Annotated in this window: 23 protein-coding genes; all 23 read left to right on the top strand. The window is 65.1% G+C overall.

All coding sequences use genetic code 11. From position 1 onward, the window contains the following. The first annotated feature begins 38 nt into the window (after positions 1 to 38). Entirely contained in the window at positions 39 to 1901 is a 1863-nt protein-coding gene (locus tag ABMA10_RS16285; RefSeq protein ID WP_431030688.1) for a DUF4012 domain-containing protein, read from the top strand. A 469-nt stretch (positions 1902 to 2370) separates the two neighbouring features. Continuing rightward, positions 2371 to 2679 carry a 30S ribosomal protein S10 gene (gene rpsJ / locus ABMA10_RS16280; RefSeq protein ID WP_005050520.1) on the top strand — a complete coding sequence of 103 codons (309 nt, stop codon included), beginning with the start codon at positions 2371 to 2373 and terminating at the stop codon, positions 2677 to 2679. 24 nt (positions 2680 to 2703) lie between these two features. Continuing rightward, the gene (gene rplC / locus ABMA10_RS16275; RefSeq protein WP_056008154.1) at positions 2704 to 3357 is read left to right on the top strand and encodes a 50S ribosomal protein L3; all 654 of its coding nucleotides are present in this window, start codon (positions 2704 to 2706) and stop codon (positions 3355 to 3357) included. 4 nt (positions 3358 to 3361) lie between these two features. After that, entirely contained in the window at positions 3362 to 4027 is a 666-nt protein-coding gene (gene rplD, locus ABMA10_RS16270) for a 50S ribosomal protein L4 (RefSeq protein WP_347867125.1), read from the top strand. After that, complete coding sequence (gene rplW, locus ABMA10_RS16265; RefSeq protein ID WP_056008147.1) at positions 4024 to 4323, top strand: 50S ribosomal protein L23; 300 nt, start codon at positions 4024 to 4026, stop codon at positions 4321 to 4323. Before rplD ends, rplW begins: the two co-directional genes overlap by 4 nt. 28 nt (positions 4324 to 4351) lie before the next feature. Next, on the top strand, positions 4352 to 5191 hold the full coding sequence (gene rplB, locus ABMA10_RS16260; RefSeq protein WP_347867126.1) for a 50S ribosomal protein L2: 840 nt from the start codon (positions 4352 to 4354) through the stop codon (positions 5189 to 5191). A 12-nt stretch (positions 5192 to 5203) separates the two neighbouring features. Continuing rightward, complete coding sequence (rpsS, locus tag ABMA10_RS16255) at positions 5204 to 5485, top strand: 30S ribosomal protein S19 (RefSeq protein ID WP_064296700.1); 282 nt, start codon at positions 5204 to 5206, stop codon at positions 5483 to 5485. 26 nt (positions 5486 to 5511) lie between these two features. Further along, the gene (rplV, locus tag ABMA10_RS16250) at positions 5512 to 5904 is read left to right on the top strand and encodes a 50S ribosomal protein L22 (RefSeq protein WP_347867127.1); all 393 of its coding nucleotides are present in this window, start codon (positions 5512 to 5514) and stop codon (positions 5902 to 5904) included. Then, positions 5904 to 6692, top strand: coding sequence for a 30S ribosomal protein S3 (gene rpsC / locus ABMA10_RS16245; RefSeq protein ID WP_431030687.1), 789 nt, complete (start codon positions 5904 to 5906; stop codon positions 6690 to 6692). Before rplV ends, rpsC begins: the two co-directional genes overlap by 1 nt. A gap of 2 nt (positions 6693 to 6694) precedes the next feature. Then, the gene (gene rplP / locus ABMA10_RS16240; RefSeq protein WP_347867128.1) at positions 6695 to 7114 is read left to right on the top strand and encodes a 50S ribosomal protein L16; all 420 of its coding nucleotides are present in this window, start codon (positions 6695 to 6697) and stop codon (positions 7112 to 7114) included. Next, positions 7114 to 7449: a 50S ribosomal protein L29 gene (gene rpmC / locus ABMA10_RS16235; RefSeq protein WP_347867129.1), complete on the top strand. Its 336-nt coding sequence runs from the start codon at positions 7114 to 7116 to the stop codon at positions 7447 to 7449. Before rplP ends, rpmC begins: the two co-directional genes overlap by 1 nt. A 2-nt stretch (positions 7450 to 7451) precedes the next feature. Continuing rightward, the gene (rpsQ, locus tag ABMA10_RS16230) at positions 7452 to 7772 is read left to right on the top strand and encodes a 30S ribosomal protein S17 (RefSeq protein WP_347867130.1); all 321 of its coding nucleotides are present in this window, start codon (positions 7452 to 7454) and stop codon (positions 7770 to 7772) included. Between the two features lie 32 nt (positions 7773 to 7804). Further along, complete coding sequence (gene rplN, locus ABMA10_RS16225) at positions 7805 to 8173, top strand: 50S ribosomal protein L14 (protein WP_056008123.1); 369 nt, start codon at positions 7805 to 7807, stop codon at positions 8171 to 8173. Positions 8174 to 8176: 3 nt separating this feature from the next. Further along, complete coding sequence (gene rplX / locus ABMA10_RS16220) at positions 8177 to 8536, top strand: 50S ribosomal protein L24 (protein ID WP_347867131.1); 360 nt, start codon at positions 8177 to 8179, stop codon at positions 8534 to 8536. After that, a complete protein-coding gene (gene rplE / locus ABMA10_RS16215) occupies positions 8536 to 9120 on the top strand; it encodes a 50S ribosomal protein L5 (RefSeq protein WP_347867132.1) in 585 nt (194 codons plus the stop codon). Before rplX ends, rplE begins: the two co-directional genes overlap by 1 nt. A gap of 142 nt (positions 9121 to 9262) precedes the next feature. Further along, positions 9263 to 9661: a 30S ribosomal protein S8 gene (rpsH, locus tag ABMA10_RS16210; RefSeq protein WP_347867133.1), complete on the top strand. Its 399-nt coding sequence runs from the start codon at positions 9263 to 9265 to the stop codon at positions 9659 to 9661. Between the two features lie 6 nt (positions 9662 to 9667). Further along, the gene (gene rplF, locus ABMA10_RS16205; RefSeq protein ID WP_347867134.1) at positions 9668 to 10204 is read left to right on the top strand and encodes a 50S ribosomal protein L6; all 537 of its coding nucleotides are present in this window, start codon (positions 9668 to 9670) and stop codon (positions 10202 to 10204) included. Between the two features lie 2 nt (positions 10205 to 10206). Further along, positions 10207 to 10566: a 50S ribosomal protein L18 gene (gene rplR / locus ABMA10_RS16200; protein WP_347867135.1), complete on the top strand. Its 360-nt coding sequence runs from the start codon at positions 10207 to 10209 to the stop codon at positions 10564 to 10566. Then, positions 10563 to 11270, top strand: coding sequence for a 30S ribosomal protein S5 (gene rpsE / locus ABMA10_RS16195; protein ID WP_414693613.1), 708 nt, complete (start codon positions 10563 to 10565; stop codon positions 11268 to 11270). Before rplR ends, rpsE begins: the two co-directional genes overlap by 4 nt. Next, on the top strand, positions 11270 to 11452 hold the full coding sequence (gene rpmD, locus ABMA10_RS16190) for a 50S ribosomal protein L30 (protein WP_347867136.1): 183 nt from the start codon (positions 11270 to 11272) through the stop codon (positions 11450 to 11452). The genes rpsE and rpmD overlap by 1 nt, the downstream gene beginning before the upstream one ends. After that, positions 11452 to 12036 carry a 50S ribosomal protein L15 gene (rplO, locus tag ABMA10_RS16185; RefSeq protein WP_347867137.1) on the top strand — a complete coding sequence of 195 codons (585 nt, stop codon included), beginning with the start codon at positions 11452 to 11454 and terminating at the stop codon, positions 12034 to 12036. Before rpmD ends, rplO begins: the two co-directional genes overlap by 1 nt. Positions 12037 to 12129: 93 nt before the next feature. Then, on the top strand, positions 12130 to 13458 hold the full coding sequence (secY, locus tag ABMA10_RS16180; RefSeq protein WP_347867138.1) for a preprotein translocase subunit SecY: 1329 nt from the start codon (positions 12130 to 12132) through the stop codon (positions 13456 to 13458). Further along, positions 13455 to 14084 (top strand): adenylate kinase, encoded by a 630-nt coding sequence (locus tag ABMA10_RS16175; RefSeq protein WP_347867139.1) that lies wholly within the window; start codon positions 13455 to 13457, stop codon positions 14082 to 14084. The genes secY and ABMA10_RS16175 overlap by 4 nt, the downstream gene beginning before the upstream one ends. Positions 14085 to 14100 lie beyond the last annotated feature (16 nt).

Raw genomic sequence — 14100 nt, 5'->3', positions numbered from 1 at the left:
TGGCAGGAGATTCCCAGGACCAGCGTCTAATATGTTAGATGCCTGTCATTCGGGCAGGCTGGATTCCACCCGAGGTACCCGTGTCCCGATCCGCTTCCGCCCACCGTCCGTCGCGCCGCCGCATCAGCGTCCTGCTTCCCTGCCTCATCGGGGGAGCGCTCCTGGTGGGTGGTGCAGCCGCGACGGCGTCTGCCGCCGCCCAGGCGCTCGTCGTCCGAGACGAGCTCGTCGCCGCGGTGCCGGAGATCGACGCGCTGCGCTCGTCGATCGATCCGGCCGCGCCGGTCGGAGTCGATGCTGCCGCACTGGAACGTGCTGCAGACTCGGTGGGGCGGGCCGCGCGGTCGACCGACCGACTCGACTGGTGGATCGCAGAGCGCGTCCCGGTCATCGGGACCAACTTCGAAGCGGTGCGCACAGCGGCCGAGGCGGCAGACGTCGTGGTTCGTGACGTCCTCGAGCCCGTGCTCGCCCTCCCACTCGACGGCTTGACGGCCGAAGGGCGCCTCGACACCGAGAAGCTCGGTTCCCTGGCCCGGGCGTCCGCCCATGCGCTCGAAACGCTGCAGGAGCAGGTCGCGAGACTCGATCGCCTGAACCGCTCCGCACTGCTGCCGCAAGTGTCGGAGGCGCTCGAACGGGTTGCCGCGCCGCTGCAGGAGGCGTCGTCGCTCGGCACGACGCTGGCGCCCGTGCTCCGCACCCTTCCGGGGGTCCTGGGAGAAGGTGGACCCCGCGACGTCGTCGTGCTCTTCCAGAACTCCGCCGAGAGTCGTGCACTCGGCGGCATCGCCGGAGCGTCCGTGCTGATCCACCTCGAAGACGGAGCCCTGAGTGTCACGAGGAGCCTCGCCGCCGCCGACTTCATCGCACACGGCGAACCGGTCGTGTCGTTGCCGTCCGACGCGGACGCGCTGTACCGGAGCGACGGGTTCGCACTCGCCGGCACGACCATCCATGAGGTGACGTCCCGGCCTGACTTCAGCTACGGCGCCCGAGCAGCGTCCGCCCTCTGGCAGGAGAGCCATGGGATCGCACCCGACGTCGTGATCGCAGTCGATCCTGTCGCGCTGTCCTACCTGCTTCGAGCGACCGGTCCCGTGTCGCTCGAGGACGGTTCGACCCTCACCGCCGACACGGTCGTGCCGCAGCTCTTGAACGGCGTCTATCGTGTTGACGGCGCTCTCTCCGACGAGGCCAACCGAGCGCAGGACGCCTACTTCACCTCCGTCGTGCGGGCACTCGTGGCCGACCTCCAGGGTGGCGAGCTCGACCTCCCGCAGGCGGTCGGTGCATGGGTGCAAGCGGTCGACGAACGTCGCCTGCTCGCGTGGAGCGCTGACCGGGTCGAGCAGCGTGCGATCGTCCTGGCCGGCGTCGGGGGAGTGCTGCCCGAGACCACCGGCGAGCACGTGCCGTTCGGTCTCTATCTGGCGGACGCGGTCGGCTCCAAGCTCGAGTTCTACCTGCGGCAGGACGTCAGCGTCACCGCGGGTGCCTGCGCGGCTGACGGCAGTCGGACGGTGACCATCGCCTCGGCGTTCACGAACACCATCGATGCCGAACCAGCGCTCGACACCGGCGAGTTCGACTACATCGCGGGGCTGTACGAGCGCGAGGGGCTCGCGCGTGGCCAGATCCGCCTGCGCGCGATGGTCTACCTGCCTGAGGGGGCGCAGATCGGTTCGTTCCGGATCGACGGCGTGGAGACGCCCTTCACAGTCGGCAGTGACAGCGGGAGGCCGGTGGCGTACACGACGATCACCGTCGCCCCGGGAGCCCGGGTAAGCCTGGAAGCGGACGCTCTCGTGCCCGGAATGGGTGGGCGGACGGTCTCGTTCGAGGGGACGCCAGGGGTCGTCCCGACGACGGTGCAGAATGCGGTCGACTCCTGTCGATGACCGGCGCGAGACGCCCGGAATACCGCTGAAACTGAGTGGCACCTGACCATCCCAGCGGCGCGACACGCCCGGGTTGCACGTACCGCCGATCCGTGGCAAACTAGTCCAGTTCAGTATTTCGGACGAGCGTGCCTTGAGCGCGCTCCGGCGAATCACTGCCAGGCAGTGCATAGGAGCTCCCAGAAGCGTTCACGCGGAGGGGATCGGGCCTAGGCCGCGGGTAGCAGGACACAATCACTTCATCGCAATCCAGGTCGCAGCAGCGCTGCGCCCAGTGCCGGCCACGAGCCGGGGCGGAAGACCGGTGGATGACCACGGTGGTCGAGAGGGCACCGAGGTCGTTGACAGCAGAACAGTGGTGCGACACCAGCAATGCCAGATTGCGTGGAGCAACCGAACGTTGCAAAGCGCACAATATGCGTCCAATACGGAGAGATCCGCACGACGCGAGACAGAGAGTGAGTCACACATGGCGGGACAGAAGATCCGCATCCGACTGAAGTCGTATGACCACGAGGTCATCGATACTTCGGCTCGCAAGATCGTCGACACGGTCACCCGTGCAGGCGCAACCGTCGTCGGCCCCGTGCCGCTTCCGACGGAGAAGAACGTGGTCTGCGTGATCCGTTCGCCGCACAAGTACAAGGACAGCCGGGAGCACTTCGAAATGCGCACCCACAAGCGTCTGATCGACATCATCGACCCGACCCCGAAGGCCGTCGACTCGCTCATGCGTCTCGACCTGCCGGCGGACGTCAACATCGAGATCAAGCTCTGAGCTCGGTAGAGACGGAAGGAAGACATGTCTAACACGAAGACCAGCAAGGGTCTGCTCGGCACCAAGCTCGGCATGACCCAGGTGTGGGATGAGAACAACAAGCTCGTTCCCGTCACCGTCATCGAGATCACGCCCAACGTGGTCACGCAGGTTCGCACCCCAGAGGTCGACGGCTACGACGCCGTCCAGATCGCGTACGGCCAGATCGATCCCCGCAAGGTCAGCAAGCCTGACGCGGGTCACTTCGACAAGGCCGGCGTCACGCCTCGCCGCCACCTCACCGAGGTCCGCACCGCCGACGCCTCCGAATACTCGCTCGGCCAGGAGCTCACCGTTGACGGTGTCTTCGAGGCCGGCCAGAAGGTCGACGTCGTCGGCACTTCGAAGGGTAAGGGTTTCGCCGGTGTCATGAAGCGTCACAACTTCAAGGGAACGGGCGCATCTCACGGTGCTCACCGCAACCACCGCAAGCCGGGCTCCATCGGCGCCTCCTCGACCCCGAGCCGTGTCTTCAAGGGCATGCGCATGGCCGGTCGTATGGGTGGCGAGCGCGTCACCGTGCTGAACCTCCGGGTTCACGCGATCGACGCCGAGAAGGGCCTGCTGCTCGTCAAGGGTGCCGTTCCCGGCGCTCGTGGCCGCATCGTATTCGTCCGCACCGCAGTGAAGGGAGCGTAGTTCCATGGCTACCGCTACTCTCGACGTGCTCGACACCAAGCTCAAGAAGGCCGGCACCGTCGACCTTCCTGCCGAGGTGTTCGACGTTCAGACCAACATCCCGCTCATCCACCAGGTCGTTGTCGCGCAGCTCGCTGCCGCACGCCAGGGGACGCACAAGACCAAGCGCCGCGGCGAAGTGTCCGGTGCAGGCCGCAAGCCGTTCAAGCAGAAGGGCACGGGTAACGCTCGTCAGGGCTCCATCCGCGCTCCTCAGATGACCGGTGGTGGCATCGTCCACGGTCCCGTGCCCCGCAACTACTCGCAGCGCACCCCGAAGAAGATGATCGCCGCAGCCCTGCTCGGTGCCATCTCCGACCGCGCTCGTGGCAGCCGTCTCCACGTCGTCGACTCCCTCTCGTTCGGCGAGAAGCCGTCGACGAAGGTCGTGTCCGAGTACCTGACGAACGTCGCTTCCTCGAAGCACGTCCTGATCGTCCTCCAGCGTGACGACGAGCTCAGCCTCCGCAGCGTTCGCAACCTGCAGAACGTGCACGTGCTGTCCTACGACCAGCTGAACGCATACGACGTGCTCGTCTCTGACGACATCGTCTTCACCAAGGCCGCCTTCGAGGCATTCGTCGCCAGCAAGACCGGCGCCACGGCCGCAACCGAGGAGGTCTCGGCATGACCGCGATCAACAAGGACCCCCGCGACGTCATCTTCGCGCCGGTCGTCTCCGAGAAGAGCTACAGCCTGATCGACGAGGGTAAGTACACCTTCCTCGTCGACCCGCGCTCGAACAAGACCGAGATCAAGCTCGCCATCGAGAAGATCTTCGGCGTCGAGGTCGCTTCGATCAACACCCTGACCCGTCAGGGCAAGACCCGCCGCACCAAGTTCGGCACGGGAAAGCGCAAGGACACCAAGCGCGCCATCGTGTCGCTCAAGTCGGGTTCCATCGACATCTTCACGGCTGTTGGCTAAGACGGCCGGGAACGAAGAGGAATAAGAAATGGCTATTCGTAAGTACAAGCCCACGACCCCTGGTCGTCGCGGTTCGTCTGTCGCGGACTTCGCGGAGATCACGCGCACCACGCCGGAGAAGTCGCTGCTTCGTCCGCTGTCGAAGACCGGTGGTCGCAACAACCAGGGTCGCATCACGACGCGTCACATCGGTGGTGGCCACAAGCGCCAGTACCGTCTGATCGACTTCCGTCGGAACGACAAGGACGGCGTCAACGCCAAGGTCGCTCACATCGAGTACGACCCCAACCGCACGGCTCGCATCGCGCTCCTGCACTTCGTGGACGGGACCAAGCGTTACATCCTGGCTCCGAACAAGCTGAGCCAGGGCGACATCGTGGAGTCCGGCGCCGGCGCTGACATCAAGCCCGGGAACAACCTGCCGCTGAAGAACATCCCCACCGGTACGGTCATCCACGCGATCGAACTCCGTCCCGGCGGCGGCGCGAAGATGGCCCGCTCCGCGGGTGCGTCGGTGCGTCTCGTCGCGAAGGACGGCCCGTACGCGCAGCTCCGACTGCCGTCCGGCGAGATCCGCAACGTCGACCTGCGCTGCCGTGCAACCATCGGCGAGGTCGGCAACGCCGAGCAGTCCAACATCAACTGGGGTAAGGCCGGCCGTAAGCGCTGGCTGGGCGTCCGCCCGACCGTCCGTGGTGTTGCGATGAACCCTGTCGACCACCCGCACGGTGGTGGTGAGGGCAAGACCTCCGGTGGACGTCACCCGGTCAGCCCGTGGGGCAAGAAGGAAGGCCGCACGCGCCACCCGAACAAGGAAAGCGACAAGCTCATCGTTCGTCGTCGGACCGCCAGCAAGAAGCGTAAGTAGGAGTAAGAGAAGATGCCACGCAGTCTCAAGAAGGGCCCCTTCGTCGACGACCACCTGCTCCGCAAGGTTGTCACGGCGAACGAAGCCAACAACAAGAACGTGATCAAGACCTGGTCGCGTCGCTCGATGATCATCCCGGCAATGCTGGGTCACACCATCGCCGTCCACGACGGTCGCAAGCACATCCCGGTGTTCGTCACCGAGACGATGGTCGGGCACAAGCTCGGCGAGTTCGCGCCCACCCGCACCTTCCGTGGACACGTGAAGGACGACAAGAAGGGCCGTCGCCGCTAACGCGGTGACGTGAAGGAGGAAGAGAAATGGTGGAGTCGATCGCCCGCGTGCGACACATCCGCGTCACCCCCCAGAAGGCCCGTCGTGTCGTCGCGCTCATCCGTGGCAAGCAGGCTCAGGAGGCCTTGGCCATCCTGAAGTTCGCGCCGCAGAGCGCCAGCGAGCCCATCTACAAGCTCGTTGCCTCGGCCATCGCGAACGCTCGCGTCACGGCCGACAAGGAGAACGTGTTCCTGGACGAGCAGGACCTGTACATCGCGAAGGCATACGTCGATGAGGGTGCAACCCTCAAGCGTTTCCGTCCGCGTGCTCAGGGCCGCGCGTTCCAGATCCTCAAGCGCACCAGCCACATCACCGTCGAGCTCTCGACGCCTGATGAGACTGTCGGCGCTGCCAAGGCCAAGAAGGTGAGCAAGTAATGGGTCAGAAAGTCAATCCATACGGCTTCCGTCTGGGAATCACGACCGACCATGTGTCGCGTTGGTTCTCCGACAGCACGAAGAAGGGTCAGCGTTACAGCGACTTCGTCGCGGAAGACGTCAAGATCCGTCGTCTGCTGGCGACCTCGCTCGACCGTGCCGGCATCAGCCGCATCGAGATCGAGCGCACCCGTGACCGCGTCCGCGTCGACATCCACACCGCCCGTCCGGGCATCGTGATCGGTCGTCGTGGCGCCGAGGCCGAGCGCATCCGTGCCGACCTCGAGAAGCTCACGAAGAAGCAGATCCAGCTGAACATCCTCGAGGTCAAGAACCCCGAGGCAGATGCTCAGCTCGTCGCGCAGGGCATCGCCGAGCAGCTCTCCGCACGTGTGGCCTTCCGCCGCGCGATGCGTAAGGGCCTGCAGGGCGCTCAGCGCACGTCCACCGTCAAGGGTGTTCGTATCCAGGTGTCCGGCCGCCTCGGCGGCGCCGAGATGAGCCGTTCCGAGTTCTACCGCGAAGGCCGTGTGCCGCTGCACACGCTCCGCGCGAACATCGACTACGGCTTCTACGAGGCGAAGACCACGTTCGGCCGCATCGGCGTGAAGGTCTGGATCTACAAGGGCGACATCACCAACAAGGAGCTTGCTCGCGAGCAGGCCAACCAGAAGTCGACGCGTCCGGAACGTCGCGATGGTGGCGACCGCCCCCGTCGTAACGCTGGTCCGAGCAGCGCCCCCAAGGCAGCTGTCGAGGCGCCCGCCGCCGCAGGAGTTGAGGCATAACCATGTTGATCCCACGCAGAGTCAAGCACCGGAAGCAGCACCACCCCGGTCGTTCCGGCCAGGCCACCGGTGGCACCAAGGTGTCGTTCGGTGAGTACGGCATCCAGGCCCTGACGCCCGCTTACGTGACCAACCGTCAGATCGAGTCCGCTCGTATCGCGATGACGCGTCACATCAAGCGCGGCGGCAAGGTGTGGATCAACATCTACCCCGACCGTCCGCTGACCAAGAAGCCCGCCGAAACCCGCATGGGTTCCGGTAAGGGTTCACCCGAGTGGTGGGTCGCGAACGTCAAGCCGGGTCGTGTGCTGTTCGAGGTCGCCGGAGTCGATGAGACCCTGGCCCGCGAAGCGCTGACCCGCGCAATCCACAAGCTGCCCCTCAAGGCACGCATCATCAAGCGCGAGGAGGGCGACGCATAATGGCGATCGGATCCAAGGAGCTCACCCCCGTCGAGCTCGACACCTTTGAAGACCAGCGCCTCGTCGAGGAGCTCCGCAAGGCCAAGGAAGAGCTGTTCAACCTGCGCTTCCAGTCGGCCACGGGGCAGCTCGAGAACCACGGCCGCCTGCGCGCCGTGAAGCGCGACATCGCTCGTATCTACACGGTCGTCCGTGAGCGCGAGCTCGGCATTCGCGCCACGCCGACCGTCGAGGTCGTCGAGGCCAAGGCTGAGAAGAAGACCAAGAAGGCCAAGGCCGCACCGAAGTCCGAGGACACCGCTGCAGCCGACGCCGAGACCACGAAGGAGGCCTAGACATGGCTACCGCTACCGACAAGGCCCCTGAGGGTCACGAGTCCTCCGAGCACGACGTCAAGGACGCCGCTGCACGCGGCTACCGCAAGACCCGCCGTGGACTGGTGACCAGCGACAAGATGGAGAAGACCATCGTCGTCGAGGTCGAGGACCGCGTGAAGCACCCGCTCTACGGCAAGGTCATCCGCCGCACCTCCAAGGTCAAGGCTCACGACGAGGCGAACTCCGCCGGCATCGGCGACCTCGTCCTCATCAGCGAGACCCGCCCGACCAGCGCCACCAAGCGCTGGCGCCTGGTCGAGATTCTCGAGAAGGCCAAGTAGGCCTCGCGGCTTACTGAGAGGAAGAGCGAACAATGCTTCAGCAAGAATCACGAGTCAAGGTTGCCGACAACACCGGCGCCAAGGAGCTCCTGACCATTCGCGTGCTCGGTGGCTCCGGCCGCCGCTACGCGGGCCTCGGCGACACCATCGTCGCGACCGTCAAGGACGCGATCCCCGGTGGCAACGTCAAGAAGGGCGACGTCGTCAAGGCGGTCATCGTCCGTACCCGCAAGCAGACCCGTCGTCCCGACGGTTCCTACATCAAGTTCGACGAGAACGCCGCTGTCATCCTGAAGGCTGATGGGGACCCCCGTGGTACCCGCATCTTCGGGCCGGTCGGCCGTGAGCTTCGTGACAAGAAGTTCATGAAGATCGTTTCGTTGGCGCCGGAGGTTATCTAAGTCATGGCAAAGATCAAGAAGGGCGACCTGGTTCAGGTCGTCTCCGGCCCGAAGCAGGACCGTGGTGGTTACCGCGGCAAGCAGGGTCGCGTCATCGAGGTCCTGGCGGACAAGAACCGGGTGATCGTGGAGGGCGTCAACTACGTCACGAAGCACACCCGCGTCGGCCAGACCCAGCGCGGAACGAAGACCGGCGGCGTCGAGACCGTCGAGGCCTCGATCCACATCTCCAACGTCGCACTCGTCGACCCGGAGACCAAGGGCCCGACCAAGGTCGGCCACCGCAATGAGGAAGTCACGAAGGACGGCGTCACCAAGACGGTCCGCGTTCGTTACGCCAAGAAGTCAGGTAAGGACCTGTAATGACTGACACTGAAGTGGCGACTGGCAAAATCCAGCCCCGTCTCAAGCAGAAGTACCGCGCTGAGATCCTTCCGCAGCTGCAGAAGGACTTCGGCTTCACGAACGTGCACCAGGTGCCCGGACTCGTGAAGGTCGTCGTCAACACCGGTGTGGGCGAGGCAGCCCGCGACAGCAAGGTTATCGACGGCGCTGTTTCGGACCTCACCAAGATCACCGGTCAGAAGCCGCAGGTCACCAAGGCTCGCAAGTCCATCGCACAGTTCAAGCTGCGCGAGGGTCAGCCCATCGGCGCTCACGTCACGCTTCGTGGCGACCGCGCCTGGGAGTTCCTCGACCGCCTGCTGAGCCTTGCTCTTCCGCGTATCCGCGACTTCCGCGGCCTCTCGGACAAGCAGTTCGACGGCAACGGCAACTACACGTTCGGTCTCCAGGAGCAGTCGATGTTCCACGAGATCGACCAGGACAAGATCGACCGCGTCCGCGGTTTCGACATCACTGTCGTGACCACGGCCAAGACCGACGACGAGGGTCGCGCGCTGCTCAAGGCGCTCGGCTTCCCGTTCAAGTCAGCGGAGTCCAAGTAAGCTAACGCCCGGTCCTCGGTGTCAAAACCGAGGACCGGGCTTCCGCCCGTTCGGGGCAACCCTGCCCAGAACGGCTCAACCACCACAGGTCGGCACCCTTGCACAGGATGTCGAAACCTGGTGAACAAAGGAAACACCAGATATGACCATGACAGATCCGGTCGCAGACATGCTGACCAGACTGCGCAATGCGAACTCGGCGCACCACGACACCGTGTCGATGCCGCACTCCAAGCTCAAGGTGAACATCGCCGAGATCCTCAAGTCCGAGGGCTACATCTCCGGCTGGGAGGTCGCGGATGCGACCGTCGGACAGACGCTCTCGCTGAGCCTCAAGTTCGGCCCGAACCGCGAGCGTTCCATCGCCGGCATCAAGCGCGTCTCGAAGCCCGGCCTCCGCGTCTACGCGAAGTCGAACGAGATCCCCAAGGTCCTCGGCGGCCTCGGTGTCGTCATCCTGTCCACCTCCAGCGGCCTCCTCACGGACCGCCAGGCCGAGAAGAAGGGCGTGGGTGGGGAGATCCTCGCCTACGTGTGGTAGCCAGTCATGTCTCGTATTGGAAGACTCCCCATCGACATCCCGGCCGGCGTGACCATCGACGTCACCGGCCAGATCGTCTCCGTCAAGGGCCCGAAGGGTGAGCTCACGCTCACCGTCGCCAGCCCCATCGAGGTCAAGCTCGAGGACGCACAGCTGCTCGTCACGCGTCCCGACGACGAGCGCAACTCGCGCTCGCTCCACGGCCTGACCCGCACGCTGATCGCGAACCAGATCATCGGCGTCACCCAGGGCTACTCCAAGGGCCTCGAGGTCGTCGGTACCGGTTACCGCGTGGCACAGAAGGGCAGCTCGGTCGAGTTCGCGCTCGGCTTCTCGCACCCCGTCACCGTCGAGCCGCCAGTCGGTATCACGCTGACCGTCGAGGGCAACAACAAGCTCACCGTCGCCGGCATCGACAAGCAGGCCGTCGGCGAGGTCGCTGCCAACATCCGTAAGATCCGCAAGCCCGAGCCGTACAAGGGCAAGGGTGTGCGCTACGCCGGCGAGATCGTGCGTCGCAAGGCCGGAAAGGCTGGTAAGTAATCATGGCTCGTCCAACGAAGACTGCCGCACGTGGCCGCCGTCACCTGCGTCTGCGCAAGAAGGTCGAGGGAACCGCGGTCCGTCCGCGCCTCGTCGTCAACCGTTCAGCCCGTCACGTGTTCGTGCAGGTTGTCGATGACGCGAAGGGTCACACCCTCGTCTCCGCCTCGACCATGGAGGACACCCTCCGGACGTTCGACGGCGACAAGACCGCCAAGTCGCGCAAGGTCGGCGAACTCATCGCCGAACGCGCGAAGGCAGCCGGCATCGAGGATGTCGTATTTGACCGTGGAGGCAACCGCTACGCAGGTCGCGTGGCAGCAATTGCCGATGGTGCTCGAGAGGGCGGATTGAACCTGTGAGCGAAGACAACAAGCAGCAAGAGGCTGTCGCGACCGTGGCTGAGGCACCGGTCGAGACCGCGGCATCGACGGCGCCCACCGGCGACCGCGAGCCCCGCGAGGCGCGTCGTGGTGGCCGTGAGCGCAACCCGAACCGTGACCGCGGCAGCCGTGACAGCGACAAGAGCCAGTTCCTGGAGCGCGTCGTCACCATCAACCGTGTCTCGAAGGTCGTGAAGGGTGGTCGTCGCTTCAGCTTCACCGCTCTCGTGGTCGTCGGCGACGGCAACGGTCTGGTCGGCGTCGGCTACGGCAAGGCTCGCGAGGTTCCGCTCGCGATCTCCAAGGGCGTCGAAGAGGCGAAGAAGAACTTCTTCCGCGTCCCGCGCGTCGGCTCGACGATCCCGCACCCCACCCAGGGTGAGGCAGCTGCCGGTGTGGTGCTCCTGCGCCCCGCCGCCGCTGGTACCGGTGTTATCGCCGGTGGTCCCGTCCGCGCCGTGCTCGAGTGCGCCGGTATCCACGACGTGCTCAGCAAGTCGCTCGGTTCCTCGAACACGATCAACATCGTCCACGCGACCGTCACGGCGCTGAAGCAGCTCGAGGAACCTCGCGCCGTTGCAGCTCGTCGTGGCCTCGAGTTCGACCGGGTCGCCCCGGCTCGTCTCGTCCGCGCCGAGGCAGAGGCCATCCAGGCCGCTGCTGCAGCAAAGGTAGGTGCCTGATGGGCCAGCTGAAGATCACGCAGATCAAGGGCAGAATTAGTGAGAAGCAGAACCAGCGCGACACGCTTCGCAGCCTGGGCCTCCGTCGCATCGGTGCTGTCGTCGTCCGTCCGGACGACGCGCAGAACCGCGGCTACGTGAACACTGTTGCTCACCTCGTAAAGGTTGAGGAGATCGACTAATGGCTGAGAAGAACGAAACCACTGAGGAGAAGGCCCCCAAGGCTGCTCCGAAGACGGCTGCGGCCAAGGCCGAACCCAAGGCGAAGGCGGCCCCCAAGGCTGCTGCAGCCAAGAAGGTCGCCAAGGAAGAGCCCGCGCCCAAGCGCGAGCAGGTCCTGAAGGTGCACCACCTCCGTCCCGCCGCCGGTGCTAAGAAGTCCCGGATGCGCGTGGGTCGCGGTGAGGCGTCCAAGGGTAAGACCGCCGGTCGTGGTACCAAGGGCCAGAAGGCTCGTTACCAGGTCAAGGTCGGCTTCGAGGGTGGGCAGATGCCGCTGCACATGCGCACCCCGAAGCTCCGCGGCTTCAAGAACCCCTTCCGCGTCGAGTACCAGGTCGTGAACCTGGAGAAGCTCGCCGAGCTGTACCCGAAGGGTGGCGACGTCACCAAGATCGACCTCGTCGCCAAGGGTGCCGTCCGGAAGAACGAGAAGGTCAAGGTTCTCGGAAACGGCGACATCTCCGTTAAGCTGAATGTCGCGGTTGACAAGGTCTCCAGCTCAGCAGAGCAGAAGATCGTGGCAGCCGGGGGCAGCATCAAGTAGCCCTCGGCCGGCTCCGCACAGGAGCTCACTCGGGTGGCCGGCATTGTGCCGGTCACCCGGGCCGACCCCGCAACATCTCACAGGAGGCCCCTTTTGTTCAGCGCCATCGGCCGGATCTTCCGGACCCCGGATCTTCGTCGGAAGATCGGGTTCACACTCGGAATCATCGCCATCTACCGGCTCGGGTCCTTCATCCCAGCTCCGTTCGTGAACTTCCCGAACGTGCAGCAGTGCCTCGCGAACCAGCAGGCTGAGGGCGCTTCCGGCCTCTATGAACTCGTCAACCTCTTCAGCGGTGGCGCGCTCCTCCAACTCTCGATCTTCGCGCTGGGCATCATGCCCTACATCACGGCGTCGATCATCGTGCAGCTCCTCCGCGTGGTCATCCCGCACTTCGAGACGCTGCACAAGGAAGGCCAGTCCGGCCAGGGCAAGCTGACGCAGTACACGCGTTACCTCACCATCTTCCTGGGCGTCCTCCAGTCGACGACCCTCATCACCGTGGCCAAGAGCGGTGCGCTCTTCGGCAACCAGGGCGGCGTCTGCGCCGACCTCATCACCGCCCAGGGCGGCACGTGGTACGGCATGCTCCTGATGGTCATCACGATGACCGCCGGCACCGGCCTCGTCATGTGGATGGCCGAGCTCGTCACCGAGCGTGGCGTCGGCAACGGCATGTCCCTCCTCATCTTCACCTCGATCGCCGCGACCTTCCCCGGCTCGCTCGCCGCCATCTGGACCGCGAAGGGTCCTGAGACCTTCATCCTCGTCTTGGCGGTCGGCCTCGTGATCGTCGGCCTCGTCGTGTTCGTCGAGCAGTCGCAACGCAGGATCCCCGTGCAGTACGCGAAACGCATGGTCGGGCGCCGGACGTACGGCGGCAACAACACCTATATCCCCATCAAGGTCAACATGGCTGGTGTGGTGCCTGTGATCTTCGCCTCGTCGATCCTGTACCTGCCCGCGCTCATCGCGCAGTTCAACCAGCCGACGACCGGGACGCCGGCTCCGTGGGTCCTCTGGATCCAGCAGTACCTCACCAAGGGCGACCACCCGCTCTACATGCTGATGTACTTCCTGCTCATCGTCGGGTTCACCTACTTCTACGTCGCGATCACCTTCAACCCCGAAGAGGTCGCCGACAACATGAAGAAGTACGGCGGCTTCATCCCCGGTATCCGTGCCGGGCGTCCGACTGCCGAATACCTCGACTACGTGCTCACCCGCGTGACCCTGCCCGGCTCGATCTATCTCGGCCTGATCGCACTGCTCCCGCTCATAGCGCTCGCGCTCGTCGGTGCGAACGCGAACTTCCCGTTCGGTGGAGCATCGATCCTGATCATCGTCGGCGTGGGTCTCGAGACGGTGAAGCAGATCGACTCGCAGCTCCAGCAGCGCCACTACGAGGGGCTCCTTCGTTGAGCGCGGCCGGTCAGCTCGGCACCACGCTGGGCCGCAAGCCCCGTCTGCTCATCGTCGGTCCTCCGGGTTCCGGCAAGGGCACGCAGGCTGCCTTCCTCGCTGAACGGTTCGGCATTCCGGCCATCTCCACCGGCGACATCTTCCGGGCGAACATCAAGGGTGGTACGGAGCTCGGCAAGCAGGTCCAGGCGATCGTGAGCGAGGGTGGCTACGTGCCGGACTCGCTGACGAACGAGATCGTCCGCGACCGTCTGCACCAGCCGGACGCTCTCGACGGCTTCCTCCTCGACGGATACCCGCGGACCCCGGACCAGGTGGTGGCCCTCGACGCACTCCTCGCGGAAAGCGATTCCTCTCTGGACGCTGTCGTGCAGCTGGAGGCCGACACCGAAGAGGTCGTTGCGCGCCTGCTGAACCGCGCTGCGGAACAGGGACGAACGGACGACAACGAAGAGATCATCCGTCATCGGCTCGACCTGTACGCCCAGGAGACCGCCCCGCTGATCGAGGTCTTCACCGCTCGTGGACTGGTGCTCGCGGTCGATGGTCTCGGTGATGTCGCTGACGTCACGGCACGGATCGACGCTGCGCTCGCAGAGCGCGGCATCGTCGTCCCCGCGGTCTGACCCCCGGGCGTCCCAC

Source organism: Plantibacter sp. RU18 (assembly GCF_050613355.1).
Taxonomy (GTDB): domain Bacteria; phylum Actinomycetota; class Actinomycetes; order Actinomycetales; family Microbacteriaceae; genus Plantibacter.
Note: the sequence above shows the minus strand (reverse complement) of the source record. Positions and strands in the feature narration are given on the sequence as shown.